The organism is Actinacidiphila yanglinensis (genome assembly GCF_900107965.1).
Taxonomy (GTDB): domain Bacteria; phylum Actinomycetota; class Actinomycetes; order Streptomycetales; family Streptomycetaceae; genus Actinacidiphila; species Actinacidiphila yanglinensis.
Genome location: NZ_FNVU01000029.1, coordinates 1 through 26,194, shown reverse-complemented (window position 1 = coordinate 26,194; position 26,194 = coordinate 1). Strand labels below are relative to the sequence as shown.

The 26,194-nt window shown below is 68.7% G+C and carries 18 protein-coding genes and 2 pseudogenes; 10 read left to right on the top strand and 10 right to left on the bottom strand.

Annotated features, from left to right (window positions below):
- Nucleotides 1-74: 74 nt before the first annotated feature.
- From C4U44_RS37975 to C4U44_RS37920, 9 genes and pseudogenes are all read right to left on the bottom strand, one after another.
- Nucleotides 75-786: pseudogene (locus C4U44_RS37975) on the bottom strand (hypothetical protein).
- A 345-nt stretch (nt 787-1,131) separates the two neighbouring features.
- The gene (locus C4U44_RS37965) at nt 1,132-1,626 is read right to left on the bottom strand and encodes a hypothetical protein (RefSeq protein ID WP_146088439.1); all 495 of its coding nucleotides are present in this window, start codon (nt 1,624-1,626) and stop codon (nt 1,132-1,134) included.
- A gap of 80 nt (nt 1,627-1,706) precedes the next feature.
- A complete protein-coding gene (locus C4U44_RS43050; protein WP_235032647.1) occupies nt 1,707-2,507 on the bottom strand; it encodes an ATP-binding protein in 801 nt (266 codons plus the stop codon).
- A 272-nt stretch (nt 2,508-2,779) separates the two neighbouring features.
- Entirely contained in the window at nt 2,780-4,888 is a 2,109-nt protein-coding gene (locus tag C4U44_RS37945; protein ID WP_103890682.1) for a SpoIIE family protein phosphatase, read from the bottom strand.
- A 203-nt stretch (nt 4,889-5,091) separates the two neighbouring features.
- A complete protein-coding gene (locus tag C4U44_RS37940; RefSeq protein ID WP_103890681.1) occupies nt 5,092-5,691 on the bottom strand; it encodes an alkaline shock response membrane anchor protein AmaP in 600 nt (199 codons plus the stop codon).
- 37 nt (nt 5,692-5,728) lie between these two features.
- A complete protein-coding gene (locus tag C4U44_RS37935) occupies nt 5,729-6,418 on the bottom strand; it encodes a DUF6286 domain-containing protein (RefSeq protein WP_235032646.1) in 690 nt (229 codons plus the stop codon).
- Nucleotides 6,419-6,443: 25 nt separating this feature from the next.
- Nucleotides 6,444-6,746, bottom strand: a complete 303-nt coding sequence (locus C4U44_RS37930) for an Asp23/Gls24 family envelope stress response protein (protein WP_235032645.1) — start codon at nt 6,744-6,746, stop codon at nt 6,444-6,446.
- Nucleotides 6,747-6,853: 107 nt separating this feature from the next.
- Nucleotides 6,854-7,168, bottom strand: a complete 315-nt coding sequence (locus tag C4U44_RS37925) for a hypothetical protein (RefSeq protein WP_103890679.1) — start codon at nt 7,166-7,168, stop codon at nt 6,854-6,856.
- A gap of 70 nt (nt 7,169-7,238) precedes the next feature.
- On the bottom strand, nt 7,239-7,712 hold the full coding sequence (locus tag C4U44_RS37920; protein WP_103890678.1) for an Asp23/Gls24 family envelope stress response protein: 474 nt from the start codon (nt 7,710-7,712) through the stop codon (nt 7,239-7,241).
- Nucleotides 7,713-7,994: 282 nt separating this feature from the next.
- On the opposite strand from C4U44_RS37920, the gene C4U44_RS37915 reads away from it, so the two are divergent.
- The 4 genes and pseudogenes from C4U44_RS37915 to C4U44_RS43800 form a co-directional block, all read left to right on the top strand.
- Nucleotides 7,995-8,531 carry an RNA polymerase sigma factor gene (locus C4U44_RS37915; protein ID WP_235032644.1) on the top strand — a complete coding sequence of 179 codons (537 nt, stop codon included), beginning with the start codon at nt 7,995-7,997 and terminating at the stop codon, nt 8,529-8,531.
- A complete protein-coding gene (locus C4U44_RS37910) occupies nt 8,522-9,172 on the top strand; it encodes a hypothetical protein (RefSeq protein ID WP_103890676.1) in 651 nt (216 codons plus the stop codon). The genes C4U44_RS37915 and C4U44_RS37910 overlap by 10 nt, the downstream gene beginning before the upstream one ends.
- The gene (locus C4U44_RS37905) at nt 9,172-9,567 is read left to right on the top strand and encodes a hypothetical protein (protein WP_103890675.1); all 396 of its coding nucleotides are present in this window, start codon (nt 9,172-9,174) and stop codon (nt 9,565-9,567) included. The genes C4U44_RS37910 and C4U44_RS37905 overlap by 1 nt, the downstream gene beginning before the upstream one ends.
- A 301-nt stretch (nt 9,568-9,868) precedes the next feature.
- Nucleotides 9,869-10,800: pseudogene (locus C4U44_RS43800) on the top strand (IS630 family transposase); the annotation flags it as partial.
- 36 nt (nt 10,801-10,836) lie between these two features.
- Here the strand turns inward: C4U44_RS43800 and C4U44_RS43045 are convergent.
- Entirely contained in the window at nt 10,837-11,160 is a 324-nt protein-coding gene (locus tag C4U44_RS43045; RefSeq protein ID WP_235032643.1) for a hypothetical protein, read from the bottom strand.
- 707 nt (nt 11,161-11,867) lie between these two features.
- On the opposite strand from C4U44_RS43045, the gene C4U44_RS37885 reads away from it, so the two are divergent.
- The 6 genes from C4U44_RS37885 to C4U44_RS37860 form a co-directional block, all read left to right on the top strand.
- A complete protein-coding gene (locus tag C4U44_RS37885) occupies nt 11,868-12,263 on the top strand; it encodes a hypothetical protein (RefSeq protein WP_146088438.1) in 396 nt (131 codons plus the stop codon).
- Nucleotides 12,264-14,516: 2,253 nt separating this feature from the next.
- Nucleotides 14,517-16,376, top strand: a complete 1,860-nt coding sequence (locus C4U44_RS37880; protein ID WP_160145194.1) for a fatty acyl-AMP ligase — start codon at nt 14,517-14,519, stop codon at nt 16,374-16,376.
- Nucleotides 16,319-23,152, top strand: a complete 6,834-nt coding sequence (locus tag C4U44_RS37875) for a type I polyketide synthase (protein WP_103890670.1) — start codon at nt 16,319-16,321, stop codon at nt 23,150-23,152. Before C4U44_RS37880 ends, C4U44_RS37875 begins: the two co-directional genes overlap by 58 nt.
- A gap of 125 nt (nt 23,153-23,277) precedes the next feature.
- Nucleotides 23,278-24,258: an alpha/beta hydrolase gene (locus tag C4U44_RS41770; protein WP_160145192.1), complete on the top strand. Its 981-nt coding sequence runs from the start codon at nt 23,278-23,280 to the stop codon at nt 24,256-24,258.
- A complete protein-coding gene (locus C4U44_RS37865; RefSeq protein WP_103890669.1) occupies nt 24,255-25,823 on the top strand; it encodes an acyl-CoA carboxylase subunit beta in 1,569 nt (522 codons plus the stop codon). Before C4U44_RS41770 ends, C4U44_RS37865 begins: the two co-directional genes overlap by 4 nt.
- Before the next feature lie 42 nt (nt 25,824-25,865).
- Nucleotides 25,866-26,194: biotin carboxylase N-terminal domain-containing protein (locus tag C4U44_RS37860; protein ID WP_322973548.1), on the top strand; the 329-nt coding region annotated here is incomplete at its 3' end.

Genomic DNA, 26,194 nt, shown 5'->3' with positions numbered 1-26,194 from the left:
CGCAGCGAGTGCCCCTTGAGGTGGGGTTCTTCGACGAAAGGGCGGGGTGGGCTGCTCGACCTACTTCGGCTGACTCAGTCCTGTCCTCGGTGAGTCCAGATCCGCAGCGGACCGACCGGCTCGAAGCCGTGGCGCCCCGGCGGCCGCTAGGTCGTCACCGTGTTCATAGCCGACCACCGGGAGGGTGGGGAACAGCCGGTGAACCGCATCCAGTACGACCGGCCAGGCTGTGTCAGGGCCGTCGAGTGCGAAGACGTTGGAGATTCCGACCAGGTGGTCGCTGCGGCTTGCCACTGCTCCGGCGACCACCCGGCCGTCGGCGGAGTGTCCGGCGAGCAGAAAGGTGGCCGGGTCGTTGAGCAGTTCGGGCCGGAACAGGTGCGCGTTGCCGTCCTCCTGATCCCAGGCCTGAGCCCAGGCGCCCAGCGTGTCCTTGTCACCGGGCACGTCCCAAGCAAGATCCGAGGAGATGGCGGGTGCGTTCGCCGGACGGTGTATCCATTGCGCGTCGAACAACACCTCAAAGCCGGCCTCTGTGAGGTCGAGGTCAGCGAAACTGTCCTTGATCGAGCCGCCGGGCATGGAGGTGTCGATCCGGGCGACCACCGCGGCAGGGTCGGCGCCAGGCACCAGCGTCACCGCGTCCGGGTAGTACAGCGGGGTTCGGGCCGAGGCGGCCCATTCTTGTTCCCCGAACTGGCTCTCCACACCGTGCGCTCGGCTCATCACCGCACACCACTCGGCGTTGTTGCGGGCGGCGGCCTGGACCATGGACTGCTTCGACATCTTCACGAGTGTGGATCATGGCCCGGCGCCGCCGCGCTGAGCGACCCCTTTATCCGGCCGGCGGCTGGAGCTCGGTGTCGTTTTCCACTGAAGTCATCGCGTCGGGTATCACTGGTGGGGTTGGCGGAATCGCTGGCCGATGCACGCCTGGAGCGACGGTGCGTCAGGGTCATCAACGCGCGGCCGGACAGCCCGCGCCGCGATGACGCCGCCCTCCGGCTTTTGCGCGTGCCCACCACCTGACGGGCTCCCGTCTGGTGGGGACCACCTTGGGCCCACTGTGCGAGCGCCGGCCGGCGGGGCGGGCCCTCTGTCGGTTGGCTGCTCCGGCCGCCTGCGGATTCCTCAGTGCGCGGGCGGCGGGGGCTTCCTGCGCTGCAGGATGTCCTCGACGTACCGGGGGAGGTCCTCGCCCTCGCCCGCGAGAGCGTCCTGCTCCCGTTGCCGTGTGTCGAAATGTTCTCTGAGCATGGCGTTTAAGGCCGCTTCGTCAGGAGCGTTCCGGTGACGGACCTCTGCCTCGCGGGGCGCGCGCCTCTTTCGCTCCCTGCCCGGTTCTCCTGCCAGCACGAGGTACTTCACGGTGAACCCGAACGGTATGGCCGCCAGCCCCACCATGATCCACCCGACGGGCCGCTCTCCGGCGGCGTCGTTTTCTGCCACCTGGCGGCTGGTCTCCGGCGTCGCCACGGAAATGCCGGTGTACGAGTCGTACGTCCCGCATTTGTCGCCCGCCTGCATGACCTTGTCGCCGCACTTCACGGACGAATATGTGGGCTTGACCGTCGCGAAGTGCAGTCCCGCCACGACCATCGCAGTCGTGAGCAGAGCCAGTGCCAACGCCGCAGCTAACCGTCCACGCGCAGTCGCGTCTCCCCGTAGAGCCATAACGCCATCTTCCCGCCTCTAGACGTCTGGTTTCACCTCCATCTTGGGGGCACGGAGACACCTGTGCCGCCTGGGCCGGGCCGGCTGCGCGAACTGGCGAACAGTCCAGCACATTTTGGAGAGTAGGGTCCTGTGCTGGCCGCTACGGTCGCCCAGCCCCGGGTCCAGCCTGATGCTGCGGAGACAGGATCGGAGGCTGTTGCTGTCGAGGCGTCGTCGAGGAACCGCAAGGTGGCCAGGTCCCGGATGAGTTTCTCGTCGACGCCGCGCTGTGCCGCGAAATCGAAGTCGTTGAGCGTCCACGGCTCGGGCAGCCAGGTGAACCGCAGCCGGGCCGCCAGCTGGCGGGCCTCGGTGGCCTCGACCTCGATCGGGCCGTCCCGCCCAGCTTGCGGACCACCTGGTCCAAGGCCGCGACCAAGTGCGGGAAGTCCTCGGACTCCGACAGCACCGCCCGCCACCGGCCGGAATGCGCGAGCGCACCCACCAGCAGATTCTTCGTCCGCTGGTGGTACAGCGTCAGCAACCTGCTGACCTGCGCATATGGAAGATCCGGAGATGCTTGCCGAGCCGCTGGCCCGGGCATGGCCCGGATCTTGACTGATGCAGAACGTGGAGGGGCGACTCCGTTCGACCGGCAGCAGCCACTCGCCCTGGCCTGACGCTCCACCTGGCGCAGGGATGTGACTGCTCGTCGGGCGGTGCTGCCGTGACTGTACGTGCTGGCCACCGGCCTGCGCGGCCACCGTGACCGCAGGGCACTGGCCGGTCGCCTGAGTCGGGCTCGACGCTACGACTTCGGCCCCGGGCGGCGACTTCGCCACCGCCGTCATGGCGCTCGGTGCCGAGCTGCCGCTCGCCACGCTGTGCGGCCGGCTGGCGCTGCGGACGCCGAGCCATACCGGCCTTATACCCCTGCCCGGCGCGGCGGCTGACGTCAACCCCTGACGTGAGCTGGCGGCGCCCGGTTCTCACGGACCGGGAGCCACCGGCCCAGAGTTGTGACCCCGAGTCCTCAAGAGGTACGCCTTGATGTGCGACCTGCGGCACTGTCTCGTCCACCGGGCGCTCCCAGTCGGCCCAGGGTCCGGTCGCCTCGATCCGCCTACGGCGGCTCCGCACCGGCTTCGGCGGACCGGTGGGGCCGGGTGGGTTGGGTGCGGGCGATGAGGAGGGCGACGTCGTCGGGGTGGTCGGGGTCGCGGAGAGCGTCGAGAAGTTGGTCGCAGGTGTCCTCCAGGGAGCGGCCGGGGTGGTCGAGCAGCTGCAGGAGGAGGTTCAGTCGTTCGTCGATGGGGTCGTGACGGGTCTCGACGAGGCCGTCGGTGTAGAGGACGATCTGGTCCCCGAGGGTCAGGTCGAGGGTCGCGGCGGTGAAGGTGACGCCCCCTACTCCGAGGGGTGCTCCGGTGGGGAGGTCGAGCAGCTGGGGTGGATGGTCGTCGTGGATCAGGACGGGAGGCGGGTGCCCGGCGAGGGCGATGCGGCAGGTGGTGGTGTGGGGGTCGTAGACGGCGTAGAGGCAGGTTGCGTACTGGTCCAGCTCTGTGGTGATCCTGTCGAGGTGCTGCAGTACCTGTGCTGGGGGGAAATCGAGGTTGGTGAGGGTGGAGGTGGCGGTGCGTAGCCGGCCCATGGTGATGGCCGCGTTGATGCCGCTGCCCATGACGTCGCCGACGACGAGAGCGGTCCGGTCTTCGGTGAGGGGGATGACGTCGAACCAGTCGCCGCCGACTTCGGTTGTTGCTTTGGCGGGTTGGTAACGGGTGGCGATCTCCAGGCCGCGGTGGTGTGTCGGGCGTTGGGGAAGGAGGCTGCGCTGGAGGGTGATGGCGGTGTCGTTCAGGCTCTGGTAGAGCCTGGCGTTGTCGATGCAGACGGCGGCCCGGTCGGCCAACTCGCGGGCCAGGGTGACGTCGTCCTGGTCGAAAGGACGTGGGTTGCGGGCGCGGGTGAGGCTGAGGGTGCCCAGTACTTCGCCGCGGGCGATCAGCGGTGTCGCCAGGTAGGTGTGGATGCCGGCGGCGGACAGGAGCGCGGCGGCCTCGGGGTCCCGGGCGATCCGGGTGAGTCCCTCTTCGTCCACTCGGGATATCAGGATGGGCTGGCGGGATCGTACGCACTGGGTGACCAGCCGGTCGGGCCCGTAGCTGGCCAGCTGGTCGGGTGGGTCGGCGGCGCGGACCACGGGGGTCGGGTAGGCGGCCTTCACGGCGAGGGCCCGGAAGAGCTCCTGGTCGGGGTCGGCTTGTGTCGGGTTCCGGCTGTGCAGCACCGAGTCGAGGATGTCGACGGCTGAGACGTCCGCGAAGTCGGGCACGAGGACGTCGGCGAGCTCGCGGGCGGTCTGCTCGACCTCCAGCGTGGTGCCGACGCGGGCGGAGCTTTCCGCGATCAGCGTCAGGCGCTGCCGTGCGCGGATGAGGTCGTGGAGGTCGCGGTCCCGGTCGGTGATGTCCAGGCAGGACAGGGTCACCCCGCTCGTCTGCCCCGCGGAGTCCTCCAACCGGTTGTAGGAGACCGACCAGACGTGGTCGCTGCCCGGGGTGGTGCTGGTGCGCTCCTCGACGTACCGATCGGTCGCGGAGTGCCCCGTTGAGATGACTTTGCGTAGCGTGGCTTCGACCGCCGCGGTGTCCGAGAAGGGGTTGGCTTCGCCGACGTAGGTGCCGAGGCACTCCTCGGCGGGTCGGCCGATGATCTCTGCGAGCGCCGGGTTCACGGCCAGGTAGCGCAGGTCGGTGTCGAGGACGGCCAGCCCGAGCGGGGTCTGCTCGACCAACCTGATGGACAGCGACGCATCCCGTTCCACCTGTCTGAGAGTAGCCGCGTCGGTGGCGATGCCCAGTGCGTAGAACCCGCCCCGGGCCCGCAGCCGGGTGTTGCGGAACTCCACCAGTCGGGTCGTGCCTTCCTTGTGCCGTACCGGGAAGACGCCCGCCCACGCCTTGCCGGTCTCCATGACCGATGCGAACAGCTTCATGGCCGTTTCCCGGTCGTGGTCGTGCACGATGAGCTGCGCCGCGAATTCGCCCAGGGCCTCCTGCGCGGAGTATCCGAAGAGCTCCTCCGCTTGGGGGCTCCACAACACGATCCGCCCTTCACCGTCCAGCAGGACCGCGGCCACGCCGAGCAGATCCATCAACCCGCTGCTCTGCGTGAGCGAGGGAGTCGGCTGGATGCTTCCGGATGTGAAACGGTCCGGAGTATCCATGCAAGCGCTCCCTTCCGCTGCCGGTCGCCTGTCCTCGGCACGGCTTTCGAGCTGTCTGTGCTCTCGCATGCCGGTTCCTCCATACTCCCTCCGTGGGGCCGGTAGGGCGCGTCGTCGGGTCTCGGCCCGCTGGAAACCTCATCTCGGTCGAGGGACGCCGCAGGGTGGGGTCGGTGTCGACCATGGGCGCCTGTCGGATGTCGTCATTCGACGCGATGGGGGCGGTGGCGGGCGACGGTCAGGTGGATGTCGGTGCGGAGCGTGCTCCAGTCGGCGGAGCGTCGGGCGCGTTCGATCGCGTCGTCGACGTCGTTGAGTACCTGTGCCGGGGTGCCCCCGGGACTGAGGGCGAGGTCGACACGGGCTTCGGGATGGGTGGGCGCCCCGTGGATGTGGACCCTGGTGCGCTGGGTGCCGGGCAGCAGGTCGAGGTCCGCGGCGAGGGCGTCGGACAGCACTTTGTCGCTGACGGTGACGCTTTCTGCGGATGCCCTTGAGGCGGACATCGTGCGTGCGCGCTTCCAGGGGGACTGGGAGAGCAGCCAGAGCAGCGCGAGGAGCACGAGCAGGGCGAGCGCGGCGATGATCGTCGGCCACCACCAGGTTCCGCCGGCCCAGTTGGTCTGATCGGCGCTGGGAACCAGGACGTCCTGCGGGGTGGTCAATGGCCAGCCGGTGGGAGGTGAAAGGGACCAGCTGCGGTAGATGTCGGCTCCGCCGGCGAGCACCAAGAGTCCGCCGCCCAGGAGGACGATCCCGAGGAAGGCGAGCAGAGCGCGGTTGAGGGCGGTGTGGTCCTTCATGGTCTTTTCCTGTGATCGGTCGCCCCCGAGGGCGGTGTCAGGCGGGGCCCGGACGTACACGGATGCTGAGACGTGGGTGCCGAGCCAGCAGGAGCCCTTCCTGTTCCTCGCGCCGTACGGTGGCCCTGAGTTCTTCCTTGACGACGGCGAGATCGCGGAAGCCCACGTCGGCCCGGACTCTGACGCGACGTCGGCTCACCCGCACGCGTACGGCGCGGACGCCGGGGACACGCATGGCCGCATCGCGCAGCAGCAATACCCCTCCCTGCCGGTCGAGTTCGGCCCGCGCGTGTCTGCCGTCGCCGCCCGGGAGCCGTAGGGGTAGCCGGCGGTGACGGCCAGGAGTGAGAGCCAGGACGAGCAGCCACAGGCCCAGCGCGGACGCGATGGCCGCACCGGTGACGATCCATGTGTCGTCCACCGGTCGGGAGGCGAGTTCGCCGGTGACGGTCCTCCACCAGTCGGTCGCGCGGTGCCCGGTGCGTACCCACACCGCTTCGAAGAGCAGCGTGCCGGCGCTCAGCAGGACCAGCGTCGCGGCGACGGCGGCAGTGATGCGGCGAGGTCCCCACGGGAGGTGGGGCGGGGCAGGTTCGCGGTGGGAGCGGCCTGCGGCCCGCGTGCTGCCTGCCGGCGTCGGCGAGCGATCCTGGGTATGCGGTCCCTGCGGTGCCGGCGTGGAATGGAGGCTCCGTGTTGCGGTCGGGCGGTCGGTGTTCATGGTCATCCTGCTCCGGGGTGGCACTGTCGGGTCAGTGGACTCGCTCACGTCTCAGGCTGTCGTCGGGAACGAGCCGGTGGACGGAGACGGCGGTGTCGTCGAGGTCTAGCCCTGTCAGGTGTGCGACCCGTTCGGCGACGTACCGCCGGATCTCGTCTCCGGTCCGTTGGATGTCGACGGGATAGGGCAGGTCCAGGGACACGGTCAGGCGGGCCGAGCCCTGGTGCACGGTGGCGGTGGAGCGCGGCTGCCCCAGACCGAGACGGGCCGGGGGCTCTCCCGCAACCTGGTTGAGGGCCTCCTGCGCTGCGCGAGCGGCGATCCTGGCCACCACCGATTCCCGGATGTGCGTCGCGCCCCGCACGGCCGGTGCGGGGAGGCTGTCCGCTCCATGCCGGCTTGGGAGGTCTGGAGCGCTCGGGGCGGCGCTCCGGGTCCTGCTCAATGCACTCGCGTCCTCTGCTCAGGGCGAGAGGCCGCGCGCGGGCCCGGTGTCGTGGCGGAAGTGCCCCTCGGACGCGGGGAGTTCGTCTGACGCTCCGTGTCGGCCCTGGGATGTTCGAAGACCTCACGGATCCCCTGTCCCTCGCGCGAGCGCAGGTAGGTGGAGATCGGCCCGTCACGGCGCGACAGCCAGCCGACCACCAAGCCCGCCAGGCCGACGACCGCCACCACGACGAAGGCTCCGAAGCCGCCGAAGTAGCCGGCGAAGCCCAGCGCAAGACCGGTCACGAGGCCGGCCACAGTCGTGTTCATCCTTCATCCACCCTTCTCGTCCCCTGCTCTCGATCGCCCCGCGGTGCACACGGGGTGGCGGGCTCGCGGATCAGTCCACGCGCTGTTCCGCGTCCCTTTCGTCGTCGTCGGGCAGGTCGATGTCGTCGACGGCGACGTTCACCTCGACGACGTCGAGGCTCGTCAGGCGTTCCAGAGCCAAGATGACATTGGTACGGACGCCGGCGGCGATCTCCGAGATGGGGAAGCCGTAGTCGACGACCACGTCCAGGTCCACGGCGGCTTGGCGCTCGCCGACCTCCACGTGCACCCCGCGCGTGACACTGGGCTGCGTGCCCGGCACGCGCTCGCGGACTCCTCCGACGGCGCGTGCCATACCGGTGCCGAGGTTGTGCACACCAGGTACCTCACGGGTCGCCATTCCGGCGATCTTCTCCACGACGCCGTCCGCGATCGTGGTCTGCCCGCGGCTTTCGGGTGAGGCGAGGTCGCTCTTGTCCTGCCGTTCGGGGCTCTCGTCGCCCCTGCGCCGGTCGGCGACCGCGGGCGAAGTCGTGTCGGTCATGACGGTTCTCCTCGTTGAACGGGCCACGGGCGCCGACTTGGCGCTCGTCATAGAATTGGACGCAAAAGCGATGAGATCGTCACACTTGTCCATATGGGTCATCTGGACTCACTCAAGGACGCCGGGCGCTTCCTTGCCAAGGCGGGGAGTGGCTGTTCACCGGCACCACCGCATGGCTTAGGCGGGAGGCGAACAGTGGATGCTCAAGCTCAGCGCGTTCTCCCGCCCTCCGGCCGGGCGCCGGCCAAGGGCACCGGTGACGCGGGAGGCGACCTTGCCGAGTTGGAGGACGATCTGCTGGTGGAGCGGGCGGCCGAAGGCGACGATGACGCGTTCGCCGTTCTGGTCGACCGCCACAGCCCCCCACTGCTGGCGCTGGCCCTCCGCATGCTCGGCAGCCTGCCCGACGCGGAAGAGGCTGTTCAGGACGCTCTCATCAACGCATGGCGGCGCCTCCCGGACTTTCACAGAGACGCGACATTCCGTACCTGGATGTACCGCATCGTGACCAACCAATGTCTCAGCCACTTGCGGGGCCGCGCTCCCGCCGTGCCCCTGAGTGTCGTTCCGGAGCCGCCGGCCCATGACCCCGGGAGCGAACCCGCGCGCGCCGCCGAGAGCGAGGCCGCCACCCAGGCCCTCGGCCGAGCCCTTCGGGACCTCCCGCCCTCCCAGCGCGCCTGCTGGATCCTGCGCGAGCTGCACGGCATGTCCTACGCGGAGATCGCACAGATTGTGAACACGAGCGAACAGACCGTCCGCGGCAGGCTCTACCGGGCCCGACGCACTCTGATGAAGGAGATGGCCCCATGGCGCTAGGCGACCGGGAGGTCACCCACCCGCGCGGCCAACCCGGCGCCGCGCAACCCGACCCGGCCCGGCTTGTCGGAGACGAGCGTCTGCCGTGCGGACATCTGGTCAGCCAAGCCTGGGAGGACGCCCGAACCGGCCGGGCCGATCCCCACCTGGCCAACTGCCCCCACTGCCGGCAGGCCGTCGAAGGACTGGCCGCGCTCGACCGCGCGACCCGCACCCTGCGCGCGTACCTTCCCAGCGCGCGCAGCGTCGCCGATCACGTCATACGGGCCGTACGCGCCGAGGCACGGCTCGGGTGGATGGTGCCGTTGGACGATCCCGAACGAGACCTGCGGGTCGCCGAGACCACGGCAGCAAGAGTCCTGCGCCGGGCCGCGGACCGCATCCCCGGAGTGCGCGCAGCAAGTTGCCGCCTGGCCCCGGCCGACGATGCCACAGGGGTGACCGTCGCCATGACGCTCGCCATGACACTCGACCAGTCCCTACCCGGTCGCGCCGGGCAGGTGCGCAGGGCGGTCGCCGATGCCGCACAGCGCGAGCTCGGTCTCGCGGTCAGCGGCATCGACCTGAACGTCGCCTCCGTCCTGCAACTTTTGTCGGCCCCCGTGCGCGGAGCGTCCCCCTCGCACGATAGGAGCGAATAATGGTCGCCACCGACATCACGAGCGTGGAGCGGACCGCCGCTGACGCGGCGCTCTCGGTCCCCGGTGTGCTCGAACTCCAACCCACCCTCGGCCAGTCCCTGGTTGGTGCCGTCACCAGCATTCGGCAGGCACTCGGCTCCTCGACTCAGTCTCCCGGAGCCGGAATACACGCCGAACGCGGGGCTGACGGTTCGTGGCATTTCGAAGTCCGCTGCGTGGTGACCGATCACCGCCGGGTTCTCGATACGGCACGCGTTGTCCACGACCTCGTCCAAGCGACAGTTGCTCCCCACACCGCCCGGCATGGGAATCGAGTGCCCGTCACCGTCACCGTGGCCGTCACGGGCATCACCTCTTCTCTCCCTTCCCAGCAGCCGGCGACGACCGCACCCTGATCCTCTGGCAATCACCTCGGGCCAGCCCTGCTCTAGGGTGAAGGCGACCGTCGCAGGGCCCGGCGTCGTGAGTGGCGTAGCCACCGGCGGAAAGCGGCAACCCGGCAGCGGGAGCTTCCACTTGACGCTCTCGATGCAACGTGGCGCGGTGACGGCCGCTCGGCACGATGTGACCGAGGTACTCGCCGAATTCGGCTTCGGCCGGGGCTCCGCGTTCAGTGACGCCGTGCTGCTACTGAACTTGATTGGGTGATGTCGGTGCCCTTTGATGGTGATTGCTCGGCTTCGGTAGTTGTGGGGCATGAGGTATGCGCAGGGTGGCGGGTTGACGGACGCTGCGAGGGCCGCGAGGGAGCGATTACGGCTACGGGCTGTGGAACGCTTCGACGCGGGGGCGAAGAGCGGGGAGATCGCCTCTGAGTTGCGGGTGAGCGAACGGTCAGTGGAGCGGTGGCGCCGCGCCTGGCGTGAACGGGGAGAAGCAGGGGTCCTGTCGAAGGGGTCGCCGGGTCGTCCGCGGCTCAGCGAGGCCCAGATCGGAAGGCTGGAGCGGGAGTTGGAGCGCGGACCGCTTGTCCACGGATGGGCGGACCAACGGTGGACGCTGGCGCGGGTCAAGACCCTGATTGGCCGACTGTTCCACGTGTCCTACACGGTCGAGGGCACCTGGAGGCTGCTCAAGCGGCACGGCTGGTCGTGGCAGCAGCCTGCCCGCAGGGCCATCGAGCGCGATGACGAAGCCGTCGAGGTGTGGAAGAAGGAGACCTGGCCGCGGGTAAGAGCATCGCGGCGGAGCTCGGTGCCTGGTTGGTCTTCGAGGACGAAGCCGGGCAGTCGATGACGCCGCCGCGTGCCCGGACCTGGGGCCGGATCGGCCGGACGCCCGTGGTGCGAGTACGTGGGCGGGGCTCCGGGCGCGTCTCGATGGCGGGTATGACCTGCTACAAGCCCGGCGAGCGTTCCCGGCTGATCTGCGCGATCCGCGAGTACCGGGGCCGCAAGGACGAACCGAAGGGTTTCGGATGGCGGGACTTCCGCGACCTGATCGTCCGCGCCCGCAGCCAGCTCGGCGGCCCGATCGTGTTGGTCTGGGACAACGTCCGGCTCCATCTGACCGCGGACATGCGGGAGTTCATCGGCGTGAACGCCCGGTGGCTCATCGTGTTCCAGCTGCCCACCTACGCGCCCGACCTCAACCCGCAGGAGGGCGTCTGGTCGCTGGTCAAGCGCGACTGGAGCCACGAGATATTCGTGTAACCGGCAGCCCGTCTACAGCTCTTCTCTCAGCCGTGCCCAGGTGTGAGTATCCAAGGTGTCGTGGGGGCCGATGCGGGAGAGTTCGGTACCGTCCGGGGCCAGAGCCACGATGACGGGCCGAGCGCGGTCGGAGCGGGCGGACGTCCAGGCGGCGATGAGCTTGCGCTGCTGAAGAGCGTCGACTCGGCGGTTGCCGATGAGGAGGTGGCCGACGTTCTGCCCGAGGTGGACTTCGACGCAGCCGATCCATGGGGCGGTGACGATAGAGTCCGGCGGGTTAAGGCGCCGGGCAAGGCTGAGCACGCCCCCGCCGCTGCGGACCTCGATCACGTCCACATCGGCGGGATCGTTCGGCGTGACGCTGCCGCCCCCCCACATAGCGCCACTGCTCGTCGTACTACTCCAGAAGAGCGGTGTGCTCACGCGCCCGCGCGGTCTTCGGACGCCACACGACCCACACCGCCCCTACGCCCGCGGTGGTGTCGATATCGGCCGACACCACCGTCAGCACGCGCCGAGGCATCCATCGCGGCTGCGACTCAGTACCCACCAGCACGCGCCTCACGACGCCTGGCAGAAGAATCTCCACCCAGCGCAACACCCACAAGTCTTGCCCCAACGGCCGCATGCGCTTGCGGTACCCGGTGCGCTAGGACCTCAAGCCCGGGCAACCCCGACAACACGAGCTCAAATTCAGTAGCTGTGCCGATTCCGTTCAGCGACTGTACGCCTTCGATGTTTCTCATGGCGGACGTCCACGAACGCTACGGGGTACTCCCGCATGTCCACTGCCATCTCGTTAAGCATGTTCCGGAGTAGGGGCTGACACCGCTGTCCGCCGTCCCAGGGCCTTTTTGGGGTTCGGATCTTTGGCAGGCCAGGTGGGTCTGGTGGCGGTGGCTGGTAGAACTCGGGTGTGGCGCGTTTTGACGTGACGGATGCCGAGTGGGCTTTGGTCGAGCCGTAAGTCGAGCGACGCCGAGTTGCGGCCGGTCGGTTGGAGGGTGTGGAAGTCCCGGCCGATCCTGCTCACCGTCGCTCTGGTGTCTCTCGCCGTGATGCTCGGCGCGGACCTGGTCAGCGGGGAAAGGATCCGTATCGGTGCTCTGATGGTCGCGGTGCCGGCGCTGCCGGCGGTGTTCCGCCCTCGGTGCCGCGAACATTCCCGTGGTGCTGGCCACCGCGGTGCTGGTCGCCGCCGGTCCGTGCTGGCCGCACGCACGCGCAGACGCCGCGAGCGCCAGCTGGCCAAGGTCAGGAAGGTCGCAGAGGCGACCCGGCGGCCGCTGCTGCGCCCGCTGCCGGACCGGCTCGGCCGGGTCACGATTTCCTCGATGTACCTGGCCGCGGAGGAGGAGGGGGCGGCGATGGGGCCGCGGCCACTGGCCTCACGGATTCGCGCGGGAGTAGTGCGTGGGGAGCGCTATCGCGGCGTCTGAGTGAGCGTACTCGGCCGTGGGTGAGTCTATTGGTGTGCTCCGCGAGCTGGAAGACGTTGGCGCCCAGGGGGCGGCTCTGCTCGGTCGGTCCAGTAGCCACACTGCTTCCCCCACAGGTGGGGACTGAGGCCTGTGTCCGCGGCGATTAGCAGGCCGACCTCGGGGCTGACGCTCTGGGGCGTTATGTGCATCATGGCCACGAGGGTGGGCATCCATCCTCGATGACGTCTTTCCTGGGGGCGTCGTACGGCGCCCACAGTCAGCGCATAACGTGTAGATGGCCGAGCAGGTGCCATCGAGCACGTCGTCGTCGGGCGGTATTGCCCAACTGGACTGATAAATAGTGGTTGTTCGTATTGCTGAGCCGTTCCACCGAGACGGCCTCCCCAGAATGATGATCTTCCGCAGCTGGCGCTCGAAAACTGCCGGTCACGGTCCTACGGGCCGCAGTTGCAGCCGAGGCACTGCAATCCTCCCCGCCGTAGCCCCCTCCGCACCGCCACTTCTGCGACACGCGCCCGTGACTGCCGTTCCGAGGGAGGCGGGAACGAAGACCCAGCCTCCGAGCCAGCAGCCCGGGGCTGCCAGGTCGCCAGTCGCAAGTCCGGATGATGGCGAGGGAGGAGCGGATGGCGGAGCGGAGGACGCCAGGTCCGTGGCGGGTTCGTTCATGAGAGAGGGCTGCTTTCGGGCCGATTCGGGTTTTTGTCATGGAAGTTGCAAGGAGTGGACGGGTCGGTGCGGTGAGATGGAAGGCAGTGCTCGGTGATCCGCACGTGTATTGACGGTATGTCAGAAGCGTAAGCCCATCGGTCTTCCTCGCTTGTGAGGGCGGGCGCAGAACCCTGGTCGATCATGGGGCGGTTGGTCGGCTGGAGTTCTGCTGGCTGGGGGATCCCGGCTACGGATTGGCCTGCGCATGCCGTGCCCTGGGGCCCGGACGGGTGACTTGGTGCGGCGAACGGTCCTGCGCGGGTGGATTGCAGGTCCTCCGTCAGCCGTTGCAGAGTGGCACGCCACCGGCAGGGGCACAGTCGTTCGGGGAGTTGATCCGTACCAGAGTGCCGACAAGGGTCGCGGAACCGGAGTCCTCGTAGATGCCCCCGCCTCCGTCGGGGCAAGTCGCGATGTTGTGCTCCATGGTGCCTCTGACGAGTGTCGAACGGACCGTCCTCGTTTTGCAGTCCGCCGTCGTTGTCCGCACCGTTGTTACGGAGTCCGCTGAGGTTCGCGTTCACGGTGCTGCCGAAGTTGGGCGCCGTCACTCCCCGCTTCGTCCGTAGGGGCGTCTCCGCCTCTGAAGTGACGGCGTCGAGGGTGAGGGAGTTGTTGGTCTGCCCGATAGGCGTCTGGCCCGCCGATCTCCGCGATCCGGAACTCGGAGGCGTCCGGTGTGCGCGATGTCGGTACCCAGGGCGGTGACCGTGACGGGGGGTGGTGATGACCGGGAGCCCGGACAGCCCGGTAGGGCCCGTTCCGTGCGCGGAGGTGAGGGTGTAGGCGCAGAGCGGGACAGCAGCAGGCCGTCCCCGCCCACGGGGTTGGCCGTGTTGATCGCGGTTGCCAGTGCGTTTTCGCTGCATCCGACCAGTTGCGCGGCGTGGGCACTCGTCGCTGCGAGAGACGGAGCCGCAGTTGCAGAGGTGGTGCCGACCATGGTTGCGGTTGTTCGACTGAGGTGCGTGTGGATGCTCCCTTCGTCATGAGTTGCGGGCCGCACCAGCCGGTACCTGGAATGGCACCGACTGGTGGATCCAAGTCCCACCGGGAAAAGCTTGCCCACGACAATGGCGGACGGACAACGTCCCTTTTGGCTTTGCAAGCCTAAAGGGGACCGCCTGTCGAGCTCCCCCGGAAAGATGGGCGGTCAACCGGTTTGGATGCGCACAGCAAATCATCGGGGAGGGACGGAAATCAAGGTGAGAGCAAGTAGTCATATTACTTGTAGGCGTGGAATCGGGTGCTTTCACCGTGCCACCCCCGCGTACCAACGCCGCGCGCCCCCTGTGCTCCCTTACCCTGTCGGCCATAACGTGCCGGATGGAATGTTGTGCCGCTGGCCTGCTAGGTTCCCGAGTTGAGGCAGTCCGCTCGGTGTCGTTTCTGCGTTTCGCGCTCGTCGGCGACTTCGGGCTGCCGGTGTGATCTGGTCAGCGGTCCCGGCAAGGTGAATTACAGAGTTCGCCCATGATTGGTCGATGCCGGCTCGTGGGAAATTTCGTTTCATGGACTTACGTGTGCGGAGGAAAAACTGTGTCGATTCGCGGATCAGGCGCCCATCCGCCTTCTTCTGTCCTCGGTGACAGAAGAGAGGTGCCGGAAATTTCGGCTGACGTCCCCGAGACGCTGGACGCGTATCTGATCCGGGCGAGTCTGCTGGCGTCGGAACGGATCGCTTTCACCTTCGTGGACTTCGACGCCGATGCCCTCGGCCACCGCACGGCCATCACCTGGGCCGAGCTCGACCAGCGGGTGGAGGCTACGGCGAGGACGCTGGTGGCGGTCGGCGCCACCGGTGAACGTGTCGCTGTGGTGGCCCCACAGGGACTCGAGTACGTAGTGGGTTTTCTCGCCGCTCTGCGTGCGCGTGCGATCGCGGTGCCACTGTTCGCACCCCATTTGCCCGGCCACGACGAACGGCTGGTCTCGGCGCTTGATGACTCCGCGCCGGTCTGTCTCCTGACCACGCCGAAAGAACGGGAGTCGGTCCGGACGTTCTGCGCGAAACGAGGGCTGCCGGGGGCCGAGCGAATTCTTGCGATCGGAGGCACACGGGTCAGCGAGCCGCCATCCGGGGACTGGGGCACGCAGACCCACGGCACGCCGCGCCCGGAGGACTGCGCGTACCTGCAGTACACCTCCGGGTCGACCAGCACACCGACCGGAGTGGAGATCACCCACGCCAACGTCGTCGCGAACGTACGTCAAGCCGTCGCGGCGTACGGGATTGACGGCCGGAACCAAGTCGTGTCCTGGCTACCTCTCTTTCACGACATGGGACTCGTGCTGGCGCTCGCCATCCCCGTGGTTGGCCTGGTCCACTCGGTAATCATGGATCCGGCCGCTTTCGTCCGGCAGCCGGCGCGGTGGCTGCGGCTCGTGGCAGACCACCCGGGTGCGATCACAGCCGCGCCGAACTTCGCCTATGACTACTGCGTACGACGGGTGCCGGAAGAGCTGCGGGGGGCATTTTCCCTCCAGGAAGTCTCGGTGATGATCAACGGCAGTGAGCCGATCAAGTCCGACACCGTCCGCAGGTTCCAGAACGCCTTCGGCTCCTCCGGTCTGAATCCTCGAGCCGTGCGCCCCTCCTACGGGCTCGCCGAGGCAACCGTGTTCGTTGCCACCTCACGGGCGGGAGAGCTGCCTTGCGTCACTGCCTTCGACCGGGCCCTGCTCGGCCGGGGCGTGGCACGGCCGGTGGCACCGGCTGCCCGAGAAGGTGCGGTCGAGATCATCGCCTGTGGAGAGCCGGTCGGCCAGGACGTCGCTGTCGTTGACACGCAGTCTCGCCGGCAGCCGGACGGGTCGGTGGGGGAGATCTGGGTGCGGGGGCCCAACGTCGCGCGCGGGTACTGGCGTTGTGCGGCACGCAGCGCTGACATTTTCGGAGCGGCGTTGACCGACCCGGACACCGCACCCGCCGACGGACCATGGCTACGCACAGGTGACCTCGGAGTGGTCCATGACGGCCGGCTGTACATCACCGGCCGGATCAAGGATCTGGTCATCATCGACGGCACCAACCACTACCCGCACGACATCGAGGCCACAGTCCAGGATGCACATGGCCTGATCCGGCCTGACCACGTAGCAGCCTTCTCGCTGACCGTCGACGGCGACGAGCGCCTGGTGGTGGTCGCTGAGCACGCCCGCTTCGTCGCCGATCCCGACCCTGCGCACGAGGCCATCGCCCGCGCGGTACGCCGTGCCATCGTGACGGGACACGGTGTGTCTGTCCACGACTTCGTGCTGGCCCCGCCGGGGGCGGTGCCGCGAACCAGCAGCGGCAAGGTCTCCCGCGATGCCTGTCGACGCCGGTATCTGGACGGCGTATGGGGTTCCCCTTCTCGCAGGCGGCCAGACCTCGCCGGGGCAGGGGGGGACGAGTGAGCAGCTCTGCGCGGCGTGCGGGGCAGAGGGCCGAGGGGCCATCCGAGGAGGCTGAACTCCGCTCGCTGGTAAGCCGTCTGGTTGGAGAGGCCTGCGGGTTGGCACCCGAGAGTATTGAGGTGGACCGCCCTCTCGTCGAGTACGGGCTTGGGTCGCGGGACGCGGTCGGCATCACCGGGCAACTTGAGCAGGCGCTCGGACTGACGCTCCCTGCCACCCTTATGTGGGAGAACCCCAGCCTGGCGGAGCTGGTGCGGCATCTGGCCCAGGAAACCGTGGAACCGTCGGCCGAAGACCGGGCCGGTGAACTGTCTGCCGACTCCGGACCTGTGGCCGTGGTGGGTATCGGGTGCCGGCTGCCCGGAGGCGTCACAGGCCCCGACGACTTTTGGCGGCTGCTGCTCGATAACCACGACGCCGTCGGTGAGGTGCCTGAGGAGCGATGGAAGGATTGGGGAGAGAGTACCAAGGCGGCTCTTTCCCAGGTCACGCGCTGGGGGGCCTTTCTGGACGAGGTCACGGCCTTCGATGCCGAGTTTTTCGGTATCGCCCCGCGTGAGGCGCAACTGATGGACCCCCAGCAGCGGCTGTTGCTGGAAGTGGCGTGGGAAGCGCTCGCTCACGCCGGGATGCCCGCGCCGGCGCTTCGGGGGAGTGCCACGGGTGTCTATGTCGGCCTGAGTTCACTCGAATACGGCTTGCTGACCACCGCCGACTTGGCCGGTGTCACGGAGTGGACCAGTACCGGTGCGGCCGGCAGCATCGCGGCGAACCGGGTGTCCTACTCCCTCGATTTGCGCGGCCCGAGCTTGACGGTCGACACGGCCTGCTCGTCCTCGCTCGTGGCGCTGCACCAAGCCTGCGCCGGCCTGCGGTCCGGCGAGTGCGACACGGCGTTGGCGGCAGGCGTGAACGTCCTGTTGTCCCCGGTGGTCACCGCGGGATTCGAACAGGCAGGGGTACTGGCTCCAAGGGGAAGGTGCCGGCCTTTCGACGGCACCGCGGAAGGCATCGTCCGCGGCGAGGGGTGTGGGGTCCTCGTACTCAAGCGTCTCAGCGACGCTGAACGCGAGGGCTTGCCGGTTCTGGCACTGGTCCGGGGTACCGCAGTGAACTCCGACGGTCGCTCGGCGGGGTTGGTGGCACCCAACCCGGCGGCCCAGCGGGCCTTGCTCCGGGCGGCGTTGCGGGATGCGGGAGTGGATGCCCGTGAGATGGACTATGTCGAGGCACACGGCACCGGCACTCTGCTCGGTGATCCCATCGAGGCCGGGGCGCTGAGCGCAGTATTCGGACGGGCCCGGCCGGCTCGCAGTCCGCTGTTGATCGGCGCGGTCAAGAGCAACCTCGGACACCTGGAGGGTGCCGCAGGGGTTGTTGGGGCCATCAAGACTGTGCTGTCCCTTCATCACGGTCTTCTCCCCGCCACCCTGCACTTCCACCGCCCCAACCCTCATATCGACTTCGAGGGCGGTCGTCTGCGGGTGGTGAGCGCGAACACACCCTGGCCGGACCGTGGGCGCCCGGCGCTGGCCGGTGTGTCGGCCTTCGGATTCGGCGGCACCAACGCGCACGCCGTATTCGAGCAGTGGACGGGGCAACGCCAGTCACAGGACTGTTCGGCGCCGCCGTACGTCCCACGGGCATCGGTCTCCGCGCGGACGCCGTACACCGGGTCCTCGGAGACGCCACCGCAGATTCTGCTGGTGTCGGCGGCTTCGGCCGATCGACTGCCGGAAGCGGCAGCGGGGCTTGCCGACTGGTTGGAACGGCCGGCGGGCCGGAGCACGGCGTTCGAGGACCTCACCCACACCCTGGGCAAGCATCGGTACGGCCCTGCGTGCGCGGCCGTCGTCGGGCGGGAGCAGGACGACCTGGTAGGCGGACTCCGTGCTCTGAGCCGCAGTCAGACGACGCCAGGGGTGATCGGTCCACGAGTGACAGCAGCCCAGGAGGACGTCTTTGGCGTAGGGCCGGTCTTCGTCTTCTCGGGTTACGGCTCCCAGTGGGCCGGTATGGGCCGCCGACTGCTTTTGGAGGACGAGGCGTTCGCCGATGCGGTCCGAGAACTGGACGTACTCTTCGTCGCCGAGATGGGCCACCGGCTGAGCCAGCTGATCCGTGTCGGTGCGCCGACCGGAGCGGTTGCTCTGGTTCAGCCACTGCTGTACGGACTCCAGGTGGCACTCGCGCACACCTGGCGCGCCTACGGTGTGGAGCCGGCCGCGGTCATCGGCCACTCCATGGGCGAGGTGGCTGCGGCAGTGGTGGCCGGAGCGCTCAACCCCATGGACGGGTTGCGGGTCGTCATGCGTCGATCAGGTCTGCTCGCGACCGCCGCGGCGGACGGAGAGGGCGCCATGGCCGTGGTCGAACTCTCCCACGACGAGCGCGCGGTGACGCTGTCCCGTTTCCCCGGCGTCGACATCGCGGTGGACGCCTCACCTCTCAGGTGCACGGTGGCCGGACCGCAGCGCAGCGTCGCGTCGCTGGTCGCAGAGTTGGAGGCGAAGGGCGCGCAGGCGCGGATGCTCGATGTCGGCGGTGCCGGACACTCGGGCGCGGTGGACCCCGTACTGTCCGAGTTGCGTGCCGCCCTGGCCGGGATCCGCTGCGAGTTGCCGAAGGTCGAGTGGTACGGCACCGTCCATGACGACCCCCGTGACGCCCCGTGGGCCGATGCCGACTACTGGTGTGCCAACGTCCGCCGTCCGGTGCGGTTCCGCCAGGCCGTGGCCACTGCGGCAGCTGATGGCCATCGGGCGTTCCTGGAGATCTCCCCCCATGCGGTGGCGGCCCTGCCGCTGAGCGAGACCCTCGATGCTGCGGTGGACGGGGAATGCCTCGTGCTGCCTACCCTGTTGCGGGACGGCGATGAACCGTCGGACCTGCGCACCGCGCTTGCTGCTCTGCACCTTGCCGGCCTGCAGCGGGACCCTGACCTGCTGTGGCCCACCGGGCGCAGGACGTCGCTGCCCACCGCGCCATGGCGGCACACCCGGCACTGGATTCAGGGGCATGGCACGCGCGGCGCAGCCGGAAGCGCCCGGCACGCGCTGCTGGGGGACCGCTGCGACGTCCCGGGCATGGATCGGGCGGTATGGCAGGGAGCGGCCGATGCGGGCGACTGGTGGAGCCTGGGCAACCAGGTCGGTGGCACCCCTGTGCTCGCCTTGGCCGCGTGCGCCGAGATCATCCTGGCCGCGGCCGTCGAGGTGTTCGACACCCCGGTCGAGGATCTCGTCGTCCGGGACCTCGCGCTGGACCGTCTGCTGCCGCTGGCTGAAACCACCTCCGTGACGACATTGCTGGACCGGGTGGGGCCAGGCCGGGCGAAGGTCGGGATCTACACGCGATCGGCCGTCGGCACATGGACGCGCCACGCCGCCGCGGCCGTCCAGGTATGCGACCCCGGCGAACCGGATCAACCGGACCATTCAGACCGATCAGATCGGTGGGACGCGGGCGACGACAGCAAATCCGAGGCGGCGTTCACCTTCGAGGTGCCTGCCACGGCGCCGGCCGCTTCGCACACGCCGTGCGGGCTCCCGCCCACTCTGCTGGACGCCACCCTGCGCGCCGCAGCGGCTGGCACCGGGACGAACGGCGATACCCCGGAGGGCCTCTCCGGGGAGGGCATTCCCGTGGCGGTCGGCAGGCTGCGCGTGCGTCACGAGGCAGGCACGGGGGGTGCGTGCCGCGGATGGTCGATGCCCGCTGAACCTCACTCGGCAGGGTCCGAGGAACGGGCCGCCTCGCCGGCCTGGTCGGCGCGCCTGTACGACGAGCAGGGAAAGCGGCTGCTGACCGCCGAGCGCATCGTGTTGAACGTCCTGGATGTACACGAGCTCCCGTTGGCGGCTGTCGACGCGGTCTACGACATTTCTTGGGAGTCGAGTCCGCAGCCCCGGCGGAGCGGCGATCCGGCCGACTTGCTGCTGCTTTCCTGCGGGCCCGGGGGATCCCCCAGCTTCCAGGATCGTGATGCGGCTGCCGTGAGTATCGCCGTGTCGCGCGCGAGTATCCGAGTCACCCTTGGCCATTGGGGCGAGGACGGGCCTGACAGCGTGCTGACCGAGTGGCGCGCGGGTCTGGACAGTGGCGCACCGGCCGCCGTGATGCTGCTGTGCACGGAGCCCTCGGGCAGTACCGGGGCCCGAGACGCGGTCCTCGCCGTGTCGGCACTGGCCCGCGGCCTCATCGAGACCGCCGGGGCCGAGACGCCGCCGAGACTGTTCGTCGTCACCGAACGGTCGGCGGCTGTGACCGGAGACGAGGAGGGCGTCCCCGATCGTGCATGCCTGCGCGGACTGCTGCGCGTGCTGGCCTTGGAGCACCCGGATCTGCGCCCCTGCCTGATTGACGTCGGCCCGCTGCCGGATGCCGCGGAGGACCTGGCAGGCGAACTGCTGGCTGGAGAGGATGCCGACCTGGTCGCCTGGCGGGAGGGCACTCGGTTCATCGCTCGGCTGTCCTTCGCGGAGCTGACCGGTGTGGGGGCGAACGTGCCGTTCGCCCGCCCGGGGGGTGCGTACATCGTGACCGGCGGGCTCGGCGGCCTGGGCCTGGCCACTGCCCGACGGCTCGCCGAACGTGGCGCGGGCCGACTGGTGCTGAACGGACGTCGCCCTCCCGGTGCCGAGGCAGAAGTGGCACTCGCCAAGCTGCGGACGCTCGGCACCGACGTCGAGGTCGTCCTGGGGGACATCGCGGAACCTGACGTGGCGCCGGAGCTGGTGTCGGCTGCGATCCGCGAGGGTCACACTCTGCGCGGGGTTGCCCACGCCGCGGGCGTACTGAGGGACGGGACGGTGGGCTTCCTCGCTCCGGATGACTTGGACGCGGTATTCCGCCCGAAGATCGACGGGGCCCGTCACCTGGACGCGGCGACGCAGGGCCACGCACTCGACTGGTGGGTCGTCTTCAGCTCCGCTGCTGCCCTACTGGGCTCCCCGGGACAGTCCGGCTACGCCGCGGCCAACGCCTGGTTGGACGCGCTGGTACAGCGACGCCGAGCCCGCGGGGTGGTCGGGCAGTCCATTGCCTGGGGGCCGTGGGCGGGCACCGGCGCCGCCCCCGACATGTCGCTGCTGGCTGTCGACCCGATCGCGCTCGACGACGGACTCGACATCCTTGAGGTGATCGTCGGCCTGGGACGGGCGCACACCGGCGTTGTCCGCGTAGACGCGGACCGGGTCGCCCGCGCCTTCCCGGGAATCGACACCGTGCCCTACTTCGGCCGTGTTCTGGGCCCTGGCGCGGGAGACAGCGAGCAGTTTCGCGCCGTGGACCTGCAGGAGCTGGACAGCGAGGACGCGGCGGCGATGGTAGGACGACGACTCGTCAGCCGACTGGCGACGATCATGGGGTTCTCGGAAGGAGAGATCGACCCGACAGTCCCGCTGACCCGGCTGGGCCTCGACTCGCTCATGGCGGTGCGTCTGCGCAACGCCATCAAACAGGATTTCGGTGTCGCCCTCACCAGCCCCGGGTTGCTGCGTGGGGACGCCCTGGATGACGTGACCGCCGCGGTGTTGTCGGCGTTGGGCGAATGCGAGGGAGGAGGAAAGGGCCAGTCCGAGCAGGAGATGACACCGACACGAGCGGCACCTTCGGGCGAGAGCGCAGGGGAGCAGCTGAAACCGGCCCTGCCCGAAGACGTCCTCCCCCGAGACGCCGCAGAGCGACTGGTGGCCGGCGCCTGGACACAGGTCACCGGGAGTCCGGTGGTCGGCGTCCTGCGAGAACTGGACGGGGTGCGGGACGATCCCGCGCTGTCCGGCACTGTGGCGGAGGAGATCCGCACGCGGCTCGGCAACCGCGACGCCGCCCTGACGGGCCACCAGATCCGCCGCCATCCCACGGTGGCCAGCGTGGCGGACCTGGTCCGGCCGGTGATGGAGGCCGGGACCCCGGGCGGTGGGCCGCTGCGCGTGCTGCGAGAGCGCGTCCCAGGATCGGAGCAGCCCTGGTTGTTCGTCTTCCACCCTGCTGGCGGATCCACCAGCGTCTACCGTCCGCTCACCGACCTGTTGCCCCTTGACCAGCCAGTCCTGGGGCTTGACAGAGTGGAGTCGCTGACCTCCGTGGAGGACAAGGCAGAGCACTACCTCGGCTTCATCCGCGAGGTACAGGCGAAGGGCCCCTACCTGCTGCTCGGCTGGTCCTTTGGTGGATGCCTGGCCTACCAGACGGCTGTTCGGCTGCGAGAACTGGGAGAGGACGTCGGCTATCTCGGCCTGATCGACACCATCCTGCCCGCCGCCCTGCCGGACCAGCCGACAGAGGAGCTTCTGACCGGTCGGTTCGTGCGCTTCGCGGAGTACGTCGAGGCCGCCTACGGAAAGCGCATGGCCCTGCCTTACACGGAAATGGCCGCCATGGACGAGAAAGAACAGGTCGACACGTTGATGCGCCATCTCGGGGAAGCGGGACTCGCCATGAGCCCGGGAGTGATGGAGCACCAGCGCACTTCGTACCTCGATGCCCGCGTCGGGGAGCGCTACGAGCCACGCTCGTACCCCGGACCTGTTGTGCTCTACCGGGCGCAGCAGGCTCAGGCACTGACCACCGCCATCGATCCCCGCTATCTCCGCGACGACGACGACTTGGGCTGGGCGCCCCTTTGTCCCTCACTGGACATGGTGCCTGTGCCGGGCGATCACCTTTCGCTGATCGACCCTCCGCACGTGGAGGTCATCGCAGCCCATCTCGCCGCTGCCGTTGTGGCCCCGCAGGAACCCGACAGCCCTACTCACCCGGAGAGCAGGCCGTGAAGCGACCCGACCGAGAGGACCCAGCTTTGACACTCCCCGCCACGGACCCCTCTCCCGGGGGTACTCGCCACCAGCCCGAAAAGCGAGTGCCGCCCGGTCGCAGACTCGCTCTACTGGCGGCCTTGGTGAGCCTTCTGACGCTCTTTGCCGTCACTGGGGCTCCGTCGGGCAATGCCACGACGGGCCCGGGCATTCTGGTAACCCGCGACTCATCGGTCAGGTCGGACAGCGGGGCGTACGTCTCCGCCGTCCGGCAAGTGGCCCCGCACGTCCTGGACCTTGACGTCTACTCGCCGGCCATGGGGGGCGAGGAGCCTGTGAGGGTCATCCTGCCGTCCGCCTGGTCTCCGTATTCCCGGCGCACCTTCCCCACGCTGTACCTGCTTCAGGGTGCGAGCGACGACTACACGTCCTGGACTCGGGAGACCGATGTAGAGACTCTCGCCGCCCGGGCAGACGTGATCGTCGTGATGCCCGAGGGGGGTCGGGCGGGCTTCTACACGAACTGGTGGAACCACGGCCGTCCCGGTGGCCCGAAGTGGGAGACCTTCCACACCGCGGAACTGGTCCAGATCATGGAGCGCGGATACCGGGCGAACACCCGGCGCGCCGTGATCGGGCTCTCCGAGGGTGGCCTCGGCGCCCTCGACTACACGGCGCGCCATCGCGGCGAGTACGTTTTCGCGGGGTCCTTCAGCGGGGTGGTCGACCTCGACGACCGCGCGCTGCGCGCCGGGATCGCGGCGACCTGCCTCCGCGAAGGAGTGAATCCCGATCTGTTGTGGGGCGACTATGTCCACAACCGTGGGGTGTGGGAAAGCCATAACCCTGCCCACCTGGTGTCGGCATTCCGCGGGGTGAAGGTGTACCTGTCCGCCGCCGCCGGACTGCCCGGCCCGTTGGACGCGAACAGTCCGCTCGAAGCGGGCATGCTGGAGGCTCCCACCTATTTGCCCACCGGCCGCTTGGCCGATGCAATGCGTCGCGCCGGGATCGACGTCACCGCGCACCTCTACCTGTCCGGGACCCACACGTGGCCGTACTGGCAGCGTGAACTGCATCTGGCCTGGCCCTCCGTGCTGCATGCGCTCCGGGTGGCTCGGTGAGTACTTCCTTGCGCCCCGGCACAGCCGAACGCCTCGCGGAACTCGATGACCGACGCACGGAATTGCTGGGCTCGTTGGATACGTCCGACCGCCAGCACGCCAAGGGCAAACTGACCGCCCGTGAGCGTATCGACACCCTGCTGGACGCCGGCTCGTTCGTGGAACTGGACGCCATGGTCCGGCACAGGTGCCACGACTTCGGCATGCGCGAGAGAAGACCGCTCGGGGACGGTGTAGTGACCGGCTACGGAACGGTGAATGACCGTCAGGTCTTCCTTTTCGCACAGGATTTCACCGTCTTCGGCGGAAGCCTCGGCGAGATGTACGGACGGAAGGTGGTCAAGGTGATGGACCTGGCCCTCAGTACCGGGCGTCCGATCATCGGCCTCAACGACTCGGGCGGGGCGCGGATCCAGGAGGGGGTTGCATCCCTGGCGTTGTACGCGGAGATCGTCCGGCGTCACGTCGAGGCGTCCGGGGTGGTCCCGCAGATCTCACTGATGCTGGGGCCGTGCGCAGGAGGTGCCGTCTACGCTCCGGCGATCACGGACTTCGTGATCATGACCGAGGGTATTTCCCACATGTTCGTCACCGGGCCTGACGTCCTGCGTACGGTCACTGGCCACTCGGTGGACCGCGAGGAACTTGGTGGCGCGATGGGCCACAACAGCGTCTCCGGCGCTGCTCACTACCTTGCACGGAGTGAGCAGGATGCTTTCGACTACACGCGAGCCCTGTTGAGCTACCTCCCCTCGAACAACCAGGAGGACGTGCCCTGGTACCCGGTCGTCCAGGGTCGGGGGCCACGAGCCGGCGACTCGGTGCTGGACGCCCTTGTCCCGGACGACCCGGGGCGGCCGTACGACATGCGCCACGTACTGGTCGCCGTACTGGACCAGGGAGAGCTACTCGAGATCCAGCCGCTGTTCGCACAGAACATCATCTGCGGCTTCGGACGTGTTGAGGGACACAGCGTGGGAGTGGTGGCGAACCAGCCCATGCATGGTGCCGGAGCGCTGGATATCGATGCCAGCGAGAAGGCGGCACGGTTCATCCGGACCTGCGACGCATTCCACATCCCCGTGCTCACCTTTGTCGACGTCCCGGGATTCCTGCCCGGCCTGGAGCAAGAACGCGGCGGCATTATTCGGCGCGGGGCCAAACTGATCTATGCCTACGCCGAGGCCACCGTCCCGATGGTCACTGTGGTGACCCGAAAGGCGTACGGCGGGGGGTACGGGGTCATGGGTTCCAAACACCTTGGCACCGACGTCAATCTCGCCTGGCCCACCGCGGAGATCGCCGTCATGGGCGGCAGCAGCGCGGTCAGTGTCCTTCACCGCAACACGCTCGAGCAGAGCGAAGACCCCGCGACCGAGCGCGAGCGCCTGCGCGTGGAGTACGAGCGCGCGCTGTGCACCCCTTATGTCGCGGCGGAACTCGGCTACATCGACGCGGTTATCCGGCCCGCCGAGACCAGGTTCCAGGTCGCCAACGCCCTGCGGATGTTGCGGTCGAAGCATGTCGAACGACTGCCGCGCAAGCACGGGAACATCCCGCTGTGAAGGCTGCGTGTGCAGAAGAAGAAATCACCCCCGGGAGCCATCGTGCGCAAGGTGCTCATCGCCAACCGCGGTGAAATCGCGGTCCGTGTCGCTCGTGCGTGTAGGGATGCCGGTATCGGCAGTGTCGCGATCTACGCCGACCCCGACCGCGACGCGGTCCACGTCCGCGTGGCCGACGAGGCATACGCACTCGGAGGTGACACCCCCGCCACCAGCTACCTCGACATCGGCAAAGTCCTGGCAGCCGCCAAGGAATCCGGCGCCGACGCCATCCACCCCGGCTACGGCTTCCTCTCCGAGAACGCCGAATTCGCCCAAGCCGTCCTCGACGCCGACCTCACCTGGATCGGCCCCCCACCGGCCGCCATCCG

Bases quoted from the DNA above. Each gene is read 5' to 3' on its own strand.
- C4U44_RS37940 (WP_103890681.1), bottom strand. From the start codon at position 5,691: ATGAAGGACCACACCGCCCTCAACCGCGCTCTGCTCGCCTTCCTCGGG.
- C4U44_RS37905 (WP_103890675.1), top strand. From the start codon at position 9,172: ATGGTCGCCACCGACATCACGAGCGTGGAGCGGACCGCCGCTGACGCG.
- C4U44_RS37925 (WP_103890679.1), bottom strand. From the start codon at position 7,168: ATGAACACGACTGTGGCCGGCCTCGTGACCGGTCTTGCGCTGGGCTTC.
- C4U44_RS37910 (WP_103890676.1), top strand. From the start codon at position 8,522: ATGGCGCTAGGCGACCGGGAGGTCACCCACCCGCGCGGCCAACCCGGC.
- C4U44_RS37920 (WP_103890678.1), bottom strand. From the start codon at position 7,712: ATGACCGACACGACTTCGCCCGCGGTCGCCGACCGGCGCAGGGGCGAC.
- C4U44_RS37875 (WP_103890670.1), top strand. From the start codon at position 16,319: ATGGGGTTCCCCTTCTCGCAGGCGGCCAGACCTCGCCGGGGCAGGGGG.
- C4U44_RS37945 (WP_103890682.1), bottom strand. From the start codon at position 4,888: ATGGATACTCCGGACCGTTTCACATCCGGAAGCATCCAGCCGACTCCC.
- C4U44_RS37935 (WP_235032646.1), bottom strand. From the start codon at position 6,418: ATGACCATGAACACCGACCGCCCGACCGCAACACGGAGCCTCCATTCC.
- C4U44_RS43050 (WP_235032647.1), bottom strand. From the start codon at position 2,507: ATGACGGCGGTGGCGAAGTCGCCGCCCGGGGCCGAAGTCGTAGCGTCG.